Raw genomic sequence first — 17382 nt, 5'->3', positions numbered from 1 at the left:
CCCGATGGCCGACGGCCAAACCCCCGTTGACGCCGCGCTGGACGCGCTGGCACAAGACCTCCACCCCAACCAGATCGCGCTGCCCGGCTCGGCCGACTACGCCGAGACGGTCGCGATCGACAACGGCCGCATCGCCTACCACCCGGCCGCGGTGATCTACCCCGAAACGGCGGCGGACGTGCAGCGGGTGCTGGCTGTGTGCCGGCAGTACGGCGTACATTTCACCTTGCGAAACGGCGGCCACAACGCGGTGGGGTGGTGCCTGAACGACGGCGGTATCGTGGTGCACTTGAAACGCCTCCGCCAGTTGGCGCTCGACGCCGAGGCCCGCACGCTGATGGTCGGGAGCGGGCTGCTCTGGGGCGACGTGTACGGCGCCCTGCGCGACTCGGGGCTGGTGCCGATCGGCGGCGGATCGACCGCAGTCGGCGTGTCCGGCTTCACGCTGGGCGGCGGCTTCTCCTTCCTCTCGCGCAGCCACGGCCTCGCCGTCGACAACCTGCTCGCCGTCGAGTTCGTGACCGCCGACGGCGAGCTGCTGACCCTCGGCCCGGACGAGACCGACCCGGACCGCGCCGCGCTTTTCTGGGCGCTGCGTGGTGGCGGCGGTGGCAACCTCGGCGTCGCCACCGCCTTCACGTCAAACGTCTTTCCCGCGGTGCCCGACGCGCTGGGCGGCGTGCTCGTCTGGGACATCGCCGACGCAGCGCGCGTGCTGCACGCCTACCGTAGCTGGGTGCTCGACATGCCTGACACGCTCGACGCCGCGATCGTGTTGTCGCCGACCCAGCTGATCCTGCTCGCCTACTGCCACAGCCCGCACACCGAAGGCCTCGCCGTGATGCAGCCCATGATCGCGCTCGCACCCAAGATCAACCGTCTGGCGCCGACGGGCTTCTACGACTTCATCGACACCTACGGGTCGTCCACCACCAGCGCCGGCAAATCGACCTACATCGCCTTCGGCAACGTGGCCGAACCGCCGGACGACGCCTTTTTCGACACCCTGGTAGAGCACATCGCCACCGCCCCCAGCACTGCCACGCAAATCGCGCTCGAGTACGCGGGCGGTGCCATCGCCCGCGTGCCACCCACCGCCACCGCCTTCCCCTGGCGACACGTCTGCGCGCGCTGTGAAATCAAGGCGACCTGGGACAGTCAAAAAGACGACGCGACGAACATCGCCTGGGCCGAGCGGCTCAAGGCCGCGCTCGGCGACGCGCTCTCCGGCGGCGACGTCAACCAGCAGGACCCGCTGCTCACCGACTGGCCCGCCGCCTACTACGGCGACAACTACCCGCGCCTGCAGCGCGTCAAGGCCCGCTGGGACCCGGACAACGTGTTCCGTTTTCCACAGAGCATCCGCCTGCCTGACGCCGACTGACGCCAGCCGCTCGCCCGGCGACGCGCCCCGTGACCCTGTCGCGGCGCCGGATGATTCACTTCAGACACACCTGGCCTCGGCGACCGCACCGCACGCGTGTCTGCGGTGCGCCGAGTTCGGCGCCGGTCGGACCAAGACAACCACAGGCAAAGTCCAGCGGTTTAAACTGAAGGCCCAACGGGCGGCCGAGCGGGCCGCCGACGCCACGGCGGTCTGACCGGGCCTCGGCCATCGGCAACGCTTTTCGAAAACCAAAAAGGAGATACCCATGAAAAAACAACTTCTCACCGCCGCGGCGGCGGCCCTCATCGCGACCGGCGCGGTGGCGCAGGTCAAGGTGGGTATGATCACCACGCTCTCGGGCGGCGGCGCCGGCCTTGGCATCGACGTGCGCGACGGCTTCATGCTCGCGATCGCGCAATCCGGCCGTGACGACGTCGAGGTCGTCATCGAGGACGATCAACGCAAGCCCGACATCGCCGTCCAGCTCTCCGACAAGATGATCCAGTCCGAGCGTGTCGACGTGATGACTGGCATCATCTGGTCAAACCTCGCGATGGCTGTGGTGCCTTCGGCGGTGCGCCAGGGCGTGTTCTACCTCTCACCGAACGCCGGCCCGTCGGCACTCGCCGGCAAGGGATGCCACGCCAACTACTTCAACGTCGCCTGGCAGAACGACAACCTGCACGAAGCGGCCGGCGCCTACGCCAACACCGCAGGTTACAAAAACAGCTTCATCATGGCGCCGAACTACCCGGCGGGCGCAGACGCGCTGACCGGCTACAAGCGCTTCTTCGAGGGTGATCTCGCCGGCGAAGTGTTCACCAAGCTCGGCCAGACCGACTACGCGGCCGAGATCGCGCAGATCCGTGCAAGCGGCGCCGACAGCGTGTTCTTCTTCCTGCCGGGCGGCATGGGCATCTCCTTCCTCAAGCAGTACGCCGACAGCGGCATCGAGATCCCGGTGGTCGGCCCCGCGTTCAGCTTCGACCAGGGCATTTTGCAAGCCGTAGGCGATGCGGCCATGGGCGTGGTGAACACCTCGCAGTGGAACAAGGACATCGACAACCCGACCAACGCAGCCTTCGTCGAGACCTTCCAGGCCGAGTACGGCCGCCTGCCGTCGCTCTACGCGAGCCAGGGTTTCGACACCGCCAACCTGCTGCTCTCGGCACTCGACGCGGCGGCACCGGGCGACAGCGACGCGTTCCGTGAGGCGCTGCGTGCTGCCAACTTCGAGAGCACCCGCGGCGACTTCGCCTTCGGCCCGAACCACCACCCGGTGCAGTCGATCTACGCGCGCGAAGTGATCAAGGAAGGCGACGTCTTCACCAACAAGATCATCAGCACCGCCCTCGAGAACCACTCCGACGCCTACGCCGCCGACTGCGCGATGTAAGGCCCCACGCACACCCGGGCAGCCGCCCGGGTGTGCTCTGTCCCGCCGGTATCCATGTCCACCATCCTCGTCATCGAGCAGATCCTGAACGGCCTGCAGTTCGGCATCATGTTGTTTCTGATGGCCGCCGGGCTCACGCTGATCTTCGGCGTGATGGGCCTGATCAACCTCGCGCACGGCTCGCTCTACATGGTCGGCGCCTTTGCCGCCGCCGCGGTCGCGGGCGCGACGGGTTCCTTCGGGCTCGGCCTGGTCGCGGCATTGGCGGCTGCGGCCTGCGCGGGGGCACTCATTGAAGTGGTGGTGATCCGCCGGCTCTACCGCGCCGCCCACCTCGACCAGGTGCTCGCGACCTTTGCGCTGATCCTGATCTTCTCCGAGGGCACGCGCTGGGTGTTCGGCTCCTTTCCGCTCTTTCTCGACATCCCTGACGCCCTGACCGGCCCGATCACGCTGCCGGGCGGCATCGAGTACTCGCGCTACCGCCTGTCGCTGATCGCGATCGGCCTCGCGGTCGGGGCGGGCTTGTGGTTTCTGATCGAGCGCACGCGGCTCGGCATCCAGATCCGCGCCGGGCAGAACGACCGCGAGATGATCGCGGCACTCGGCGTCGACATCTCGAAACTCTACACCCTCGTCTTCGCGCTCGGCGCCGCGCTCGCCGGGCTCGCCGGTGCACTGGTCGGGGCCATCCAATCGGTGCAGGTCGGCATGGGCGAGCCGGTGCTGATCCTCGCCTTCGTCGTCATCGTCATCGGCGGCATCGGTTCGATTCGCGGCGCGCTGGTCGGCGCGCTGCTGGTCGGCCTCACCGACACGCTGGGCGGCGTCTTTCTGCCGGAACTCCTCAAGTGGTTCATGGAACCCGGCGCTGCGCAGAGGACCGGCTCGGCGCTCGCGTCGATGGGCATCTACGTGCTGATGGGCGCGGTGCTGGTGTGGCGGCCGTCCGGCCTCTTCGGGGCGCGCGCGTGAGACTCGACGAGCGCCTCGTCAACGCCGTGGTGCTGCTTGGCATCCTGGCGCTGCCGCTTTGGGCGCTGTTCGCGGACGAGCCCTTCACCATCACCCTCGTGACCCGCGCGGTGATCCTCGCGCTCGCCGCCGTCGGGCTCAACATCCTGCTCGGCATCGGCGGGCTCGTGAGCTTCGGCCACGCGGTTTTCTTCGGCCTCGGCGGCTACGCCATGGGCATCCTCGCCTACCACGCGCAGAACTACACGCCGCTGAGCCTCGGCGTCTTCGAAACCGACGGCACCCAACTGATGCCGGTGATCTGGCTGGTTGCGGTGGTGGTCTCGGGCGTCGCGGCGTGTCTGATCGGGCTGTTGTCGCTTCGTACCAGCGGCGTGTACTTCATCATGATCACGCTCGCCTTCGGCCAGATGTTCTTCTATTTCGCGATTTCCTGGGCCGAGTACGGCGGCGAGGACGGCCTCTCGATCTACGTGCGCAACAGCTTCCCCGGCATCAACACGCTGGTGCCGATCGAGTTCTTCGGCTTGTGCTTCGCGCTGCTCTGCGTGGTGTTGCTGTTCACCGCCAAACTGCAAGCCTCGCCCTTTGGCCTCGCGCTGAACGCGACCCGCCAATCGCAGGCGCGCGCCGAGGCGGTCGGGCTCAATCCGATGCGCCTGCGCCTCGCGGCCTTCGTCATTTCGGGCTGCGTGACCGGCCTCGCCGGTGCGCTGTTCGCCGACCTCAACCGCTTCGTCTCACCGTCGATGTTCAGCTGGCAGCTCTCGGGCGAGCTGATTGTGCTGATCATCATCGGCGGCGTCGGCCGGCTCATGGGCCCGGTGATCGGTGCGTGCGTGTTCGTCACGCTCGAGCACGTGCTCGGCGGGCTGACCGAGTTCTGGCACATCTACCTCGGCATCGTGCTGCTGGTGATCGTGGTGTTCGGCCGCGGCGGCGTCATGGGCCTGCTGACCGGGCGGGAGGGCGCGCATGTCTGACCCCCGGCTCGAAACCCGCGGCCTGTCGAAACGCTTCGGCGCGCTGGTCGCGACCGACGACGTCTCGATCACCCTGCACCCCGGCGAGATCCACGCGGTGATCGGCCCGAACGGCGCGGGCAAGTCGACCCTGATCAAGCAGATCTGCGGCGAACTCACACCGGACAGCGGCGAGGTGTGGCTGAACGGCGCCGACCTCTCGCCGCTTGGCACCGCCGCCCGTGCGCGCGCCGGCCTCGGCCGCACCTTTCAGGTGTCCGCGCTCGCGATGGAGGACACCGTGCTCGAGAACGCCGTGCTCGGTGCCATCGGCGCGGCGCGCCAAGCGAGCCGCTTCTGGCGCGGTGCGCTCAACCGCCGCGACCTCGTCGACCGCGCCCGCCACGCGCTCGCGCGCGTCGACCTCGACGCCCACCGCGACACCCCGTGCGCCAACCTCAGCCACGGCCAACGACGCCAGCTCGAAGTGGCCGTGGCGCTGACCCTCGACCCGAGTGTGTTCATCATGGACGAGCCGATGGCCGGCCTCGGCGCCGAGGGTTCCAAGACCATGACCGCCTTCCTCGACGGGCTGCGCCAGGAGGCGCCGATCCTGTTGGTGGAGCACGATATGGACGCGGTCTTCGCGCTCGCCGACCGCATCTCGGTGCTGGTCTACGGCAGCGTGATCGCCACCGGCAGCAGCGACGCCATCCGCAGCCACCCGGCCGTGCGCGAAGCCTACCTCGGGGACGACGCATGAGCCTGCTCGAAGTCGATCAGCTCAGCGCGCACTACGGCAGCAGCCAGGCGCTCTTCGGCGTTGACTTCGCGCTGGATGAAGGCGAGGTCATCGCATTGATGGGCCGGAACGGCATGGGCAAGTCGACGACGGTCAAGGCCATCTGCCGGATGATTGGCTCCGCCGGCGGCCTGCGTTTTCGTGGCACCGACCTGCACAGCCTGCCGAGCCACGCCGCCGCTCGCCTCGGCATTGGTCTTGTGCCCGAGGGCCGCCGCTGTTTCGCCGACCTGACCGTGCACGAAAACCTGATTGCCGCGGCACGGCCGGGCGAGTGGGACGTCACCAAGGTCGCCACCCTCTTCCCGCGCCTCGGCGAACGCACCGGGCAACGCGCGGCGTCGCTCTCCGGCGGCGAGCAGCAGATGCTCGCCATCGGCCGTGCGCTGATGACCAACCCGCGCCTGCTGATCCTCGACGAAGCCACCGAGGGCCTCGCGCCGATCATCCGCCAGGAAATCTGGGCCGCCATGCTGACACTCAAGGCCGAGACCGGCGTGGCGCTGCTCCTGATCGACAAGTCGCTCAAAGAACTGACCCGCGTCGCCGACCGCGCCGTGATCCTCGAGCGCGGCCGCACCGTCTGGACCGGCGCCACCGACGCGCTGACCGCCGACATCACCGAACGCTACGTGGGGGTATGAGCACCGCCATGACCCACCCCACACCGCCGCCACCGAGGAGCCCCGCATGAGGCACGAGACCGTCCACCCCGAAGGCTGGCTGCCGGCCAAGGGCTACGCGAACGGCATGCTGACGCGCGACGGCACGCTCCACATCGGCGGGCAGATTGGCTGGGACGCCAACAAGCGCTTCGTCGACGGCGGCTTTGTCGAGCAGATGCAACAAGCCCTGCAGAACATCGCCGACATCGTCACCACCGCCGGCGGCGAAGTCCGCGACATCACCCGCCTGACCTGGTTCGTTACCGACAAGGCCGAGTACCTCGCCCGCCAGGCCGAAGTCGGCGCCGCTTACCGCACCGTCTTCGGCAAGCACTACCCCGCCATGTCGATGGTCGTCGTCGCCGGCCTCATCGAAGACGCCGCCCTGGTCGAGATCGAGGCGACAGCGCACATCGGAACAGACTGACACGCACTGACCACACCGTGGTTTCCCGTCTGGCCAGTCGGGTGAACAATGCGGCACGCTAGCGCTCCAAACCTTCTCCACACCGGCCGCCCGTCATCGCCCAGCGCACCGCCCTCATCCTGATCATCCTCGTCTCGAGCGTCGCGCTCGGCGGGCTGATCCTGTGGTTCTCGCCGCTGAACGGGATCGACAGCAACCGGCTTGCCGACGACCTCGGCAACCGCCTGGCGGCGTTCGGGCCCGCAGGCGTGGGGCTGATGCTGCTCGGCGGCACGCTCGCGACCGCCGTCGGTGTGCCGCGGCAGTTGATTGCACTGATCTCGGGTTTCGGATTCGGGCTGGCGGTGGGCCTGCCGCTCGCCATCGCCGCGTGCAGCCTCGGCGCGATCACGACCTTCCTCGTGTCGCGCCACCTCGCACGTGCCTGGGTGCAACGGCGCTTCCCGAAGATCGCCGACGCACTCACGCGCTTTGCCGCCGAGGACACGTTCCTCAAGATCCTGATCATCCGCTTCCTGCCGGTCGGCACGAACATGCTGACCAACCTCGCGGCCGGCACCACGCACATCCGCGCGCGCACGTTTTTTCTCGCGTCCCTGCTCGGCTTTCTGCCGCAGACCAGCATCTTCGTGCTGATCGGCAACGGCCTCAAGGTGCGCTCGACCGACCAGCTGATCCTGGCTGGCGTGCTCACCGTGATCGCGCTGATCCTGAGCGCCTGGCTCTACCGAAAACACCGCGCCAGCCTGACGCCCGACGCGACATGAATGCGCGCCGATGGGGCCTGCTGGCGCTGGCGGCGATCGCGGTTGCGGCCTACCTCCTTCTCGCACCGGCGACGCACCCACACCGCATCTACCACAACGGCACCGTGCTGACGCTGGACGCGGACAACACCGTGGCCGAAGCGATCGCCATCCGCGACGGCCGCGTCGAAGCCGTCGGCAAAAACGCCGATGTCACCCGCTGGCGCTCGCCCGACACCGAGCTCGTCGACCTCGGTGGCAAGACGCTGATGCCGGGCTTCATCGACGCCCACAGCCACTTCCCGGTGAGCGGACTCTTTGCCGTCACCGCCGACCTTCGCCCACCGCCGATCGGTAACGTCGACAGCATCCCGAAACTGCTCGACGCAATTCAGCGCTACGACACCGCGAGTGACCGCGACTGGGTGATCGGCTTCGGCTACGACGATTCCTTCCTCGCCGAGCAACGCCACCCCACCCGCGCCGAACTCGACGCGGCGGTGCCGGACAAGCCCGTCTACCTCTGGCACAGCTCGGGGCACATGGGCGTGGCCAACTCGACAGCGCTGGCGGAACTTGGCATCGACGACAGGACGCCGAACCCGCTCGGTGGCATCATCGCGCGCGACCCGGCAACCGGCCGGCCCAATGGCCTGCTGCTCGAAGCCGCGGCGCCGCCGATGAGCCGTCTGCTCGGCACGTTCAGCGGGTGGGATGTGTACGCAATGCTGCAACGCGCTGTGGACGACTACCGCGCCGCCGGCATCACCACCGCGCAGAACGGCGGCGCCAACACCCGGCTGATGCAAGCCCTGTACTGGGGGCAGCGGCTGGGGCTGATCCCGTTTCGGCTGAACATCTGGGCCAAGGAGAAAACCCTCGGCCGCGCCATCCTCGACGGCCGCATCAACCCGGCCGACTACCGCAGCGACCGCTTCCGCATCTCGGCCATCAAACTCTTCGCCGACGGCAGCCCGCAAGGCCACACCGCCTGGCTGACCCAGCCCTACCATCGCCAACGCAACGGCCGACCCACGACCTACCGCGGCTTTGCGCTGCTGACCCAGGAACAGCTCTACCGCATCGGCTTGCCCTACCACAAGGCGGGCTGGCAGCTCGCCATCCACGGCAACGGCGACGCCGCCATCGACGACATCATTGCCGCCTGCAAACGCCTGCAAGCCACCGACCCGCGAGAAGACCACCGCATGATCCTCGTGCACGCGCAGCTGGCGCGCAGCGACCAGCTCCCGGCGATGCGCAACTGCGGCATCACACCGAGTTTCTTCTCAAACCACGTCTACTACTGGGGTGACGTGCACAGTCAGCTGCACCTCGGGCCGGTGCGCGCCGAGACTATCAGCCCGGCCGCGAGCGCTGCGAAAGCCGGCTTGCCGTTCACCCTGCACACCGACACGCCGGTCACGCCGATCGATCAGCTGCGGCTTATCGCAAGTGCGGTCACCCGCACCACCTTGAGCGGCCAGACGCTGGGCGACCACGAACGCATCAACGCGGCCGACGCGCTCGCCGCGGTCACACGCGACGCCGCGTGGCAAACGTTCCAGTCCGGCACCGTGGGCCAGATCGCTGTGGGTCAGCTCGCAGACCTGGTGGTGCTCTCCGGCAACCCACTCGACAACCCGAGCGACCTGCACGCGCTGCAGGTGGAACAGACCATCGTGGGCGGCGCGGTGGTGTACACACGCGCCGACGAGTGAGGGCGGGACCGCACCGCCACCGCACAAACCCACTATAGTGGCGGCATTCAACGTAACCTCGAGACGGCACCATGGACGCAGACCGGCACACCCGCCTCGTGGCCGCCAAGTCGATCAGCCAGGACGCGGGCGTCGAGGCACTCGCCTACTTTCGCCGCCTCGACAGTCTGACGGTGGAGCAGAAGGGCCACCAGGACCTCGTGTCCGAGGCCGACAAGAACGTCGAGCTGCTGATCCGCCAGCGGCTGCGCGAGGCGTTTCCGGACGACGGCATTGTCGGCGAAGAGCACGCGCCGGTGGCCGGCACGTCCGGCTACACCTGGGTGATCGACCCGATCGACGGCACCGCCAACTTCCTCGCCGGCATCCCGACCTGGGTTGTGGTGCTCGCCTGCGTGCACGGCGGCCAAACGCAGATCGGCGTCATCTGCGACCCGGTACACGACGAACTCTATTCGGCTGTCGCCAACGAGGGCGCGTACCGCAACGGCCAGCCGATGGCGGTCTCGAGTGCACCGGGCCTCGGCCACGGCTCGGTGGGCGTCGGGTATTCCGGGCGGGTGCGCGAGCTCAACATCTGCGGCACCATCACCGGTCTGATTGAACAGGGCAGTGTGTTCTACCGAAACGCATCCGGCGCGCTTTCGCTCGCGTACGTCGCGGACGGGCGCTTGCTCGGCTACGTCGAGGAACACATGAACGCGTGGGACTACCTCGCCGGCCAATTGCTGGTGAAGGAAGCCGGCGGCCTGATCGAAATGCAGGACGCCGACACCGTGATCGCCGAGGGTGGCCGCGTGGTGGTCGGGACGCCAGCGGTGTTCGACACACTGGTCACGCTCTGCAACCAGACTTTCGGCCAGTCGGATTGAGCGCGCCTGTGAACGCCCTGATTTTCTGCGACATCGACGGCTGCCTCAGCGACGGCAAGAACCGCGCGTTCGACCTGCCACGCCTGCTCGAGGCGCGCGCGGTCATCGCGCGACTTGCCAAGCACGGCATCGGTTTCACGCTGTGCACGGGCCGCCCGCAGCCCTTTGCCGAAGCCGTGGCACAAACGCTCGATTCGGTGCTGCCGCTGGTCTGTGAAGGCGGCGCGCTGGTCTATGCCCCAGCCACCGACACCTACCTGCCGGTAGCCGACTCTGAGAGTCTGCGCGCCATCGCCGAGGTCGAACGCGCCATCCGTGCGGGTGACATCCTCACCGAGGACCTCTACTTCGAAGTCGGCAACGCCTACAGCCTGTGCCTGACCGGCCCGGCCATCAGCGATCAGAGCCAGCGCGCCATCCACGCGCGAATGGATGACCTCAAAGCCCGTTTCGGCGCGCACCCCGTCGCCTGGTCGCACTCGACCACCTCGGTCGACATCACGCCGCAGGGCATCAGCAAGGGCAGCGGGGTCGAGGCCGTGTGCGCCCGCCTCGGTGTCCCGCTCGACAACACCGCGGGCATCGGCGACAGCAACGGCGACCTCGGATTGTTCGCCGCAGCAGCGCATGGGTACTGCCCGTCAAACGCCAGCCCGGAACTGCAAGCGCAAGCCGTCTACGTCTCGCCCGACCCCGTCCTCGCCGGCACCCTCGACATCCTCAACCGCATTGCGGACAACCCCAGCGTGCTGCTCGGCAACGCGCCGAACTGAGCGCACCACGGCAACACAAAGCCCACCAACGAACCCTGTGGGAGCGTGGGCTCGCCAACGGCGATCCGCGCGAATGCAATCTCACCGTCACCGCTGCGGCCGAATTCCACACCACACCACTTCGCGCCGTCTCATCCGGCCTACGCGGCCGGACGAGGACGATGCTCCCACAGCGGAGCTGACCACGCCCATTGGAACCAGAGCACGAACGGCCCGAACGACGGCGTATAGAGTCAACCCGCTACCACTGACACTCGCGCCATCACCAGTATCAAGCCAGCCACCGCACCCCCGTGGGAGCGTGGGCTCGCCGAAGGCGACCCGCGCGAATGCGATCTCACCGTCACCGCTGCGGCCAACTTCAACACCACACCACTTCGCGCCGTCTCATCCGGCCCGCACGGCCGGACGAGGACGACGCTCCCACGGCAGAGCTGATCACAACCATCGGAACCCAAACACGTGCGGCCCTAACGACGACGCACCAAACCCATTCATTACCACTGGCACTCACGCCACCAACAGCGTCAAGCGAGACACCGCACCCTGTGGGAGCACGGGCTCGCCGAAGGCGACCCGCGCGAATGCAATCTCACCGTCACCGCTGCAGCCGAATCCTCTACCTCAGCACTTCGCCCCGTCTCACCCGGCCTAACCGGCCGGATGAGGACGGCGCTCCCACGGCAGTTTTGAACCCGCCGCAACACCTGGTGGGAGCACGGGCTCGCCAACGGCGACCCGCGCGAATGCGATCTCGCCGTCACCGCTGCAGCCTAATCCTCCACCGCAGCACTTCGCGCCGTCTCATCCGGCCCGCACGGCCGGACGAGGACGACGCTCCCAAGGTCATCAGTCCTGTTCGAGCCCGCGACCGCCCTCCACCACCCCCAAGCAAAAACTTGCCGGATACTGCATTCCTGTGCATGCTGCCGTGTGAGGACAGACAACACGTGGGCACACTGCCCACTCGGGTGTGACATCGCCCGGCACGCGCCGTTGCCCCACCCGAACACCGGGCGTCACCGCAACAACGACGGCCACGTCACACCCGGCAACCCACGTCGAAAGACGCGCATTCAGGGAGACTCGCACAATGACGAAACGCACACTCTTGGCATCCAGCATCCTGGCTGTCATGGTCACCGGCACTGCACCGGTCGCCGTGGCCAAGGACAAGATGACGCTCTACTGCAGCGCGCAGGAAGACTGGTGCCAGCTGATGGTCAACAGCTTCGAAGATGCCACCGGCATCGACGTGTCGATGACCCGCAAGAGCTCCGGCGAGACCTTCGCCCAGATCAAGGCCGAGGCCACCAACCCCAAGGGCGACGTCTGGTGGGGCGGCACCGGTGACCCGCACCTGCAGGCCGCCGAAGAGGGTCTGACCGCAGCCTACGTGAGCGACATGCGCTCCGAGCTGAACGACTGGTCGATCTCACAGGCGACCTCCGCTGGCGACAAGACCATCGGCATCTACTCCGGCGCGCTCGGCTACGGCTACAACACCGAGCTCCTGGCCGCCAACGGCCTGCCCGAGCCCGGCTGCTGGAAGGACCTCCTGAAGCCCGAGTACAAGGGCCACGTGCAGATGGCCAACCCGAACTCCTCCGGCACCGCCTACACCACGCTCGCGACCATCGTGCAGCTCTTTGGCGAGGACGAGGGCTTCGAGTTCATGAAGGGCCTGCACGCCAACATCAACCAGTACACCAAGTCCGGCTCGGCGCCAATCAAGGCGGCGGCACGCGGCGAGACCACCATCGGCATCGTCTTCATGCACGACGCGGTCAAGCAGGCGGTCGCGGGCTTCCCGATCACCGTGGTGGCCCCGTGCGAAGGCACCGGCTACGAGATCGGCTCCATGTCGATCATCAAGGACGGCCGCAACCCCGAGAGCGCGCAAGCGTTCTACGACTGGGCACTGACCGCCGAGGCGCAGACGCTCGCGTTGCAGGTGAATGCGTTCCAGGTGCCCTCCAACATGGGCGCTGAAACCTCCCCGAGTGCACCGGACCTCGCGTCGATCACCCTGATCGACTACGACTTTGCCAAGTACGGCTCCAGTGCCGAGCGCAAACGCCTGCTGAAGAAGTGGGACGACGAGGTCTCTGTCCTGCCGCAGTAAGCCACTCACCGCCGTGCGCACTGCGAACGCGAGGGACCCGGCCCAACCGGTACTGATCTTCTGGATCGTCATCGGTTGGGTCGGTTTCTTCGTGCTGCCGTGGTACGCGATCGAAGACGGCTTCTTCACCTTCGAGTGGCTGTTCGACGGCTACCCGTTCGACACCGACTACGCCCCGGCGGCCTTCCTGATCGCCCAGGGCGAAAAACTCTGGCTGGCGCCGCTGGCACTGCCGCTCTTCGCGGTGCTGGCCGCGCTCGGCCGCCCCAAATCCGACCCGCGCTACGCCACCGTGCTGATCGCCGCGAGCGCCTTCGGCTGCACCTGGCTGCTGTTCCAGGGCTTCGGCATCGGCCTGCGCGGCTGGCAGTTCGGCGTGTTCGAATCGCTGTTCGGGCCGCTCGGCGACCGCCAGTTCGGCATGGGCTACGGTGCACTCTTCCTCGCCACTGCGCTGCTCTTCCTCTTTACCCAGGGCATCGCGGCGCGCGGCGCGATCAACGGCGACGTGTTCGTCGTCAGCGCGATCGGCGGCGTCATCGCCGTGATTGCGATCTTCGTCTTCTTCCCGATCGCGAAAATGCTGACCGCCGCCTTCATCACCGAGGAAAGCACCTACTCGGTCAGCGTGTTCGCGGCGAAGTTCTTCGACGACCGTCTCTGGGGGCTCGGCTGCGTGACCGGCGGCAACCGCTGCGGCGTCGCCTGGAACTCCCTCTTCCTCGCGGTTGCCGTGGGCGTGATCACGACACTTCTCGGCCTCGTGTTCGCGCTGGTGGTGACGCGGTCGGGCTTCAAATACAAGCGTGCAATGCGCGCGCTGACCGTGTTGCCGATCATCACACCGCCGTTTGTGATTGGGCTTGCGATCATCCTGCTGTTCGGCCTCTCGGGCACCGTGACCACTTTCGTCGCCGACCTGCTCGGCGTGCAGCCCACGCGCTGGGTCTACGGCCTGCCCGGCATCCTGATTGCGCAGGTGCTCGCCTTCACCCCGATCGCCTTTCTGGTGCTGATCGGCGTGGTCGAGGGCGTGAGCCCGTCAATGGAGGAAGCCGCCCAGACCTTGCGCGCGAGCAAGTGGCAGGTGTTTCGGACGGTGTCCTTCCCGCTGATGCGCCCCGGCCTTGCCAACGCCTTCCTGCTGGGCTTCATCGAGAGCATGGCGGACTTCGGCAACCCGCTCGTGCTCGGCGGCAACTACGACGTGCTCGCCACCGAGATCTTCTTCGCCATCGTCGGCGCGCAATACGACCAGGGCCAGGCCGCCGTGCTCGCCATCGTGCTGCTGGCCTTCACGCTCGGCGCGTTCTACGCGCAGCGCTTCTGGCTCGGCAAGAAGTCCTACACCACCGTCTCGGGCAAGGGCGACGCGGGCGTGCACCCGACCATGCCGAAGGCCCTGTCGCTGCCCGTGATCGTCATCGCCGTGGTCTGGGCGAGCTTCACCGCGATCATCTACGGCATGATTGTCGTTGGCAGCTTTGTCGAGCTGTGGGGCGTCAACAACTCGCTGACCTTCAAGCACTACGTCACGGCCTTCTCGGTGGCGCTCGACGACAACGGCGTGCGCTGGACCGGCGCGGCCTGGAACAGCTTCTGGACCACCATCCAGATCGCCGCGATCGCCGCGCCACTGACCGCAGCGCTCGGCCTGCTGACCGCCTACCTCCTGACGCGCCAGACCTTCACCGGCAAGTCGAGCTTCGAGTTTGGCACCATGTTGAGCTTTGCCATCCCCGGCACCGTGATCGGCGTGAGCTACATCCTCGCGTTCAACGTGCCGCCGCTCGAACTGACCGGCACGGGTGTCATCCTCGTGATCAGCTTCATCTTCCGCAACATGTCCGTTGGCGTGCGCGCGGGGATTGCCTCGATGTCGCAGCTCGACAAGAGCCTTGACGAGAGCTCGCTGACGCTCGGCGCCAACAGCTGGCACACCTTCAGACGGATCATCCTGCCGCTGCTCAAGCCCGCCATCCTCGCGGCGCTGGTGTACAGCTTTGTCACCGCGATGACCGCGGTCTCGGCTGTGATCTTCCTCGTCAGCGCCGAGTACGACATGGCCACCGCGTACATCATCGGCCGGGTGGAGAACAACGACTACGGGCTCGCGATCGCCTACTCGACCACACTGATCGTCGTCATGCTGGCGGTCGTCGGCGCGATGCAACTGGCCGTCGGCCGCACCGCGATCGGCCGGCGCCAGGCCGCCGGTCACGGACACTAGGACGCATTCACCATGGCAGACACGATCAACAGCAAAGCCGCCTCGGTTCGCTTCGAGCAGGTGTCCAAGCGCTACGGCACCGACGTGCTGGCCGTGGACAACATCTCGCTGACCATCGAGCCGAGCACGCTCGTGACCCTGCTCGGGCCCTCGGGCTGCGGCAAGACAACGACGCTGCGCATGATCGCCGGGCTCGAAATCGCGACCGCAGGCCGCATCCTGATCGGCGACACCGACGTCACCACCCTGCCCGCCACCGACCGCGACGTGTCGATGGTGTTTCAGAGCTACGCGCTCTTCCCGCACATGAGCGTGATGGAGAACGTCTCCTACGGGCTGAACTACAGCGGCTACAACAAGGTCGAGACGCGCGAACGCGCGATGGCCGGGCTCGAGCTCGTCGGCCTCGGCGCCTTCGAGAAGCGTCTGCCGAGCGAACTGTCAGGCGGCCAGCAACAACGTGTGGCAGTCGCCCGTGCGCTGGTGCTCGAGCCGCAGGTGCTGCTGTTCGACGAGCCGCTCTCCAACCTCGATGCCAAGCTGCGCCGGCAGGTGCGCGAAGACATCCGTGACATCCAGCAGAACCTCGGCCTCACCGTCGTCTACGTGACGCACGACCAGGAAGAGGCTCTGGCCGTGTCCGACCGCATCATCGTCATGCGCAACGCCGCCATCGCCCAAGAGGGCACACCGCGCGAGCTGTTCGAAGCGCCGGCCGACGCCTTCGTCGCCGACTTCATCGGCGAAGCCAACCTCATCCCTTGCGAGATCGACACCGTCGACGGCGACACTGCGCACATCCGCATCGGCGACCACAGCCACCGCCTGCCCGCCCGCGGCCTCGGCCCCGGGCCAGCCACGGTCGCGGTGCGGCCGGAACGCGTGCAACTTGTGGAAGCGAGCACGCCGGACCTGGTCAGCGCCCGCATCGCCAAGGCCACCTACGTCGGCAGCCACATGGAGTACACCGTCGACACGCCCGTCGGCACCCTCTTCGCCACCTCGCCCGACGTCGATCAGCCTTTTACTGTGGGCCAGGACCTCGCACTGAGCTTTGCCGGCTCCGGCCCGGTGTTGTTGCCGAGCCAGCCATGAAGCCAGAGCCGCGGCACGAACCGCGGCCGTCTACCGCGGCCGGTCGCCCTTGATGGTCACCCGGCGGCCCTTGCGCTCCTCGGGCCAGTAGTCCCAGATCGCACGGTGCATACAGCAGCGGTTATCCCAGAAGGCCATGTCGTGCAGACTCCAGCGGAAGCGGATCTGGTGGTTGATGTGTTCGCAGTGGGTGAATAGCATCTCCAGCACCGCATCGCTCTCGGCCGCCGAAAGCTCGTTCAACCGTGTGGTGAAGGTGCGGTTGACAAAGAGCGCCTTGCGCCCGGTGTCCGGGTGGGTGCGCACCACCGGGTGGACCGCCGTGGGGCAGTCGATCTCGGCGTCACTCTGGCCCCGGTCCGAATAACGCCCCTTGTAGATGTGCTCGGACGCGTGCGTGGCAGTCAGGCCATCGACGAGCGTCCTCAGCGGTGCTGACAGCGCGTCGTAGGCCGAGTACATGTTGCTGAACAGGGTGTCACCACCGCAGGGGGGCAGGATGTGCAATTGCAACATGGTGCCAAGCGGCGGCTCTTCATCGCAGGACACGTCCGAGTGCCAGAATTCCCCGTTGGCGATCTTCGAATCCTTGGTCGCGTGAATCTCGAAAATCTCGGGGTAGCCGTCCATGGTGGGCGCCGCCGGGTGCGCATGCAGCTCGCCGAAGCGTTTGCCGAAGGCAATGTGCTGCTCGGGCGGGATTTCAACCTGGTCCTTGAACAGCAGCACCTGGTAGTCGAGGAACGCCTGCCGGATGTCAGCGAACTGCGCGTCCGTGATCGGCTGGCTCAGATCCACGCCGCGGATCTCCGCGCCGAGGTTGGGCGCGAACGGCGTCGCGGTGATGTGCTCATAGTGGTGTTGCGTTAGGGCAACCAAGGCGGCGTCCTCCAGGAGTGGTTGTTGCGCCAGACCCGGCCATGCCGGTCAGACGGCAGTCTCCGCCCGCGCTGACCCGCACGGGCGCATTGGGGCGGTTTGCGCGCCCTGCGATCGGGCCTGACGCAGCACGCAGCGCGTCGTTCGCAGACGGACGCATCACACTCACCGCTCGACCGCCACGGCACACCGCCGAGCGACGCGCCAGCTCGCCCGGTGCACGGCGTGCAACAAGGCATCGTGACCGCTGCGGGGGATCGAACAGATCGGCCTGAGCGCGGGCGCCGGATCCGGTCGCGGTGACCGCGGCAGGGTCTGCGACACCAG

Annotated in this window: 15 protein-coding genes; 14 read left to right on the top strand and 1 reads right to left on the bottom strand. The window is 67.3% G+C overall.

Translation table 11 applies throughout. From position 1 onward, the window contains the following. The first annotated feature begins 4 nt into the window (after positions 1-4). From AAGA11_06185 to AAGA11_06120, 14 genes are all read left to right on the top strand, one after another. Positions 5-1384, top strand: a complete 1380-nt coding sequence (locus tag AAGA11_06185) for an FAD-binding oxidoreductase (GenBank protein ID MEM9602430.1) — start codon at positions 5-7, stop codon at positions 1382-1384. Positions 1385-1652: 268 nt separating this feature from the next. Further along, a complete protein-coding gene (locus AAGA11_06180) occupies positions 1653-2783 on the top strand; it encodes an ABC transporter substrate-binding protein (GenBank protein MEM9602429.1) in 1131 nt (376 codons plus the stop codon). Between the two features lie 54 nt (positions 2784-2837). Further along, positions 2838-3758 carry a branched-chain amino acid ABC transporter permease gene (locus AAGA11_06175; GenBank protein ID MEM9602428.1) on the top strand — a complete coding sequence of 307 codons (921 nt, stop codon included), beginning with the start codon at positions 2838-2840 and terminating at the stop codon, positions 3756-3758. Further along, positions 3755-4741 (top strand): branched-chain amino acid ABC transporter permease, encoded by a 987-nt coding sequence (locus AAGA11_06170; protein MEM9602427.1) that lies wholly within the window; start codon positions 3755-3757, stop codon positions 4739-4741. Before AAGA11_06175 ends, AAGA11_06170 begins: the two co-directional genes overlap by 4 nt. Continuing rightward, positions 4734-5483 carry an ABC transporter ATP-binding protein gene (locus tag AAGA11_06165; protein MEM9602426.1) on the top strand — a complete coding sequence of 250 codons (750 nt, stop codon included), beginning with the start codon at positions 4734-4736 and terminating at the stop codon, positions 5481-5483. Before AAGA11_06170 ends, AAGA11_06165 begins: the two co-directional genes overlap by 8 nt. Further along, complete coding sequence (locus tag AAGA11_06160) at positions 5480-6166, top strand: ABC transporter ATP-binding protein (protein ID MEM9602425.1); 687 nt, start codon at positions 5480-5482, stop codon at positions 6164-6166. The genes AAGA11_06165 and AAGA11_06160 overlap by 4 nt, the downstream gene beginning before the upstream one ends. Positions 6167-6212: 46 nt before the next feature. Beyond that, positions 6213-6614 carry a RidA family protein gene (locus AAGA11_06155; GenBank protein ID MEM9602424.1) on the top strand — a complete coding sequence of 134 codons (402 nt, stop codon included), beginning with the start codon at positions 6213-6215 and terminating at the stop codon, positions 6612-6614. Between the two features lie 257 nt (positions 6615-6871). Then, the gene (locus tag AAGA11_06150) at positions 6872-7381 is read left to right on the top strand and encodes a VTT domain-containing protein (protein MEM9602423.1); all 510 of its coding nucleotides are present in this window, start codon (positions 6872-6874) and stop codon (positions 7379-7381) included. After that, positions 7378-9081, top strand: a complete 1704-nt coding sequence (locus tag AAGA11_06145; GenBank protein ID MEM9602422.1) for an amidohydrolase — start codon at positions 7378-7380, stop codon at positions 9079-9081. Before AAGA11_06150 ends, AAGA11_06145 begins: the two co-directional genes overlap by 4 nt. A 71-nt stretch (positions 9082-9152) precedes the next feature. Continuing rightward, positions 9153-9953: an inositol monophosphatase gene (locus tag AAGA11_06140; protein ID MEM9602421.1), complete on the top strand. Its 801-nt coding sequence runs from the start codon at positions 9153-9155 to the stop codon at positions 9951-9953. Positions 9954-9961: 8 nt separating this feature from the next. After that, entirely contained in the window at positions 9962-10726 is a 765-nt protein-coding gene (locus AAGA11_06135; GenBank protein MEM9602420.1) for an HAD family hydrolase, read from the top strand. Positions 10727-11819: 1093 nt separating this feature from the next. Continuing rightward, positions 11820-12851 (top strand): ABC transporter substrate-binding protein, encoded by a 1032-nt coding sequence (locus tag AAGA11_06130; protein MEM9602419.1) that lies wholly within the window; start codon positions 11820-11822, stop codon positions 12849-12851. A gap of 13 nt (positions 12852-12864) precedes the next feature. Further along, entirely contained in the window at positions 12865-15081 is a 2217-nt protein-coding gene (locus AAGA11_06125) for an iron ABC transporter permease (protein MEM9602418.1), read from the top strand. A 12-nt stretch (positions 15082-15093) separates the two neighbouring features. Continuing rightward, entirely contained in the window at positions 15094-16176 is a 1083-nt protein-coding gene (locus AAGA11_06120; GenBank protein ID MEM9602417.1) for an ABC transporter ATP-binding protein, read from the top strand. 30 nt (positions 16177-16206) lie between these two features. Here AAGA11_06120 and AAGA11_06115 read toward each other — a convergent pair whose 3' ends face one another. After that, complete coding sequence (locus tag AAGA11_06115) at positions 16207-17055, bottom strand: TauD/TfdA family dioxygenase (GenBank protein MEM9602416.1); 849 nt, start codon at positions 17053-17055, stop codon at positions 16207-16209. Positions 17056-17382: the final 327 nt, after the last annotated feature.

The sequence above is a fragment of the Pseudomonadota bacterium genome (genome assembly GCA_039196715.1).
In the GTDB taxonomy this organism is placed as follows: Bacteria; Pseudomonadota; Gammaproteobacteria; order CALCKW01; family CALCKW01; genus CALCKW01.
This window is presented reverse-complemented; position numbering and strand designations above follow the sequence as displayed.

What these genes read in the sequence shown, in the direction of transcription:
- AAGA11_06185 (MEM9602430.1), top strand. Translation starts at nt 5, where the DNA reads ATGGCCGACGGCCAAACCCCCGTTGACGCCGCGCTGGACGCGCTGGCA.
- AAGA11_06180 (MEM9602429.1), top strand. Translation starts at nt 1,653, where the DNA reads ATGAAAAAACAACTTCTCACCGCCGCGGCGGCGGCCCTCATCGCGACC.
- AAGA11_06175 (MEM9602428.1), top strand. Translation starts at nt 2,838, where the DNA reads ATGTCCACCATCCTCGTCATCGAGCAGATCCTGAACGGCCTGCAGTTC.
- AAGA11_06165 (MEM9602426.1), top strand. Translation starts at nt 4,734, where the DNA reads ATGTCTGACCCCCGGCTCGAAACCCGCGGCCTGTCGAAACGCTTCGGC.
- AAGA11_06160 (MEM9602425.1), top strand. Translation starts at nt 5,480, where the DNA reads ATGAGCCTGCTCGAAGTCGATCAGCTCAGCGCGCACTACGGCAGCAGC.
- AAGA11_06155 (MEM9602424.1), top strand. Translation starts at nt 6,213, where the DNA reads ATGAGGCACGAGACCGTCCACCCCGAAGGCTGGCTGCCGGCCAAGGGC.
- AAGA11_06150 (MEM9602423.1), top strand. Translation starts at nt 6,872, where the DNA reads ATGCTGCTCGGCGGCACGCTCGCGACCGCCGTCGGTGTGCCGCGGCAG.
- AAGA11_06145 (MEM9602422.1), top strand. Translation starts at nt 7,378, where the DNA reads ATGAATGCGCGCCGATGGGGCCTGCTGGCGCTGGCGGCGATCGCGGTT.
- AAGA11_06140 (MEM9602421.1), top strand. Translation starts at nt 9,153, where the DNA reads ATGGACGCAGACCGGCACACCCGCCTCGTGGCCGCCAAGTCGATCAGC.
- AAGA11_06130 (MEM9602419.1), top strand. Translation starts at nt 11,820, where the DNA reads ATGACGAAACGCACACTCTTGGCATCCAGCATCCTGGCTGTCATGGTC.
- AAGA11_06120 (MEM9602417.1), top strand. Translation starts at nt 15,094, where the DNA reads ATGGCAGACACGATCAACAGCAAAGCCGCCTCGGTTCGCTTCGAGCAG.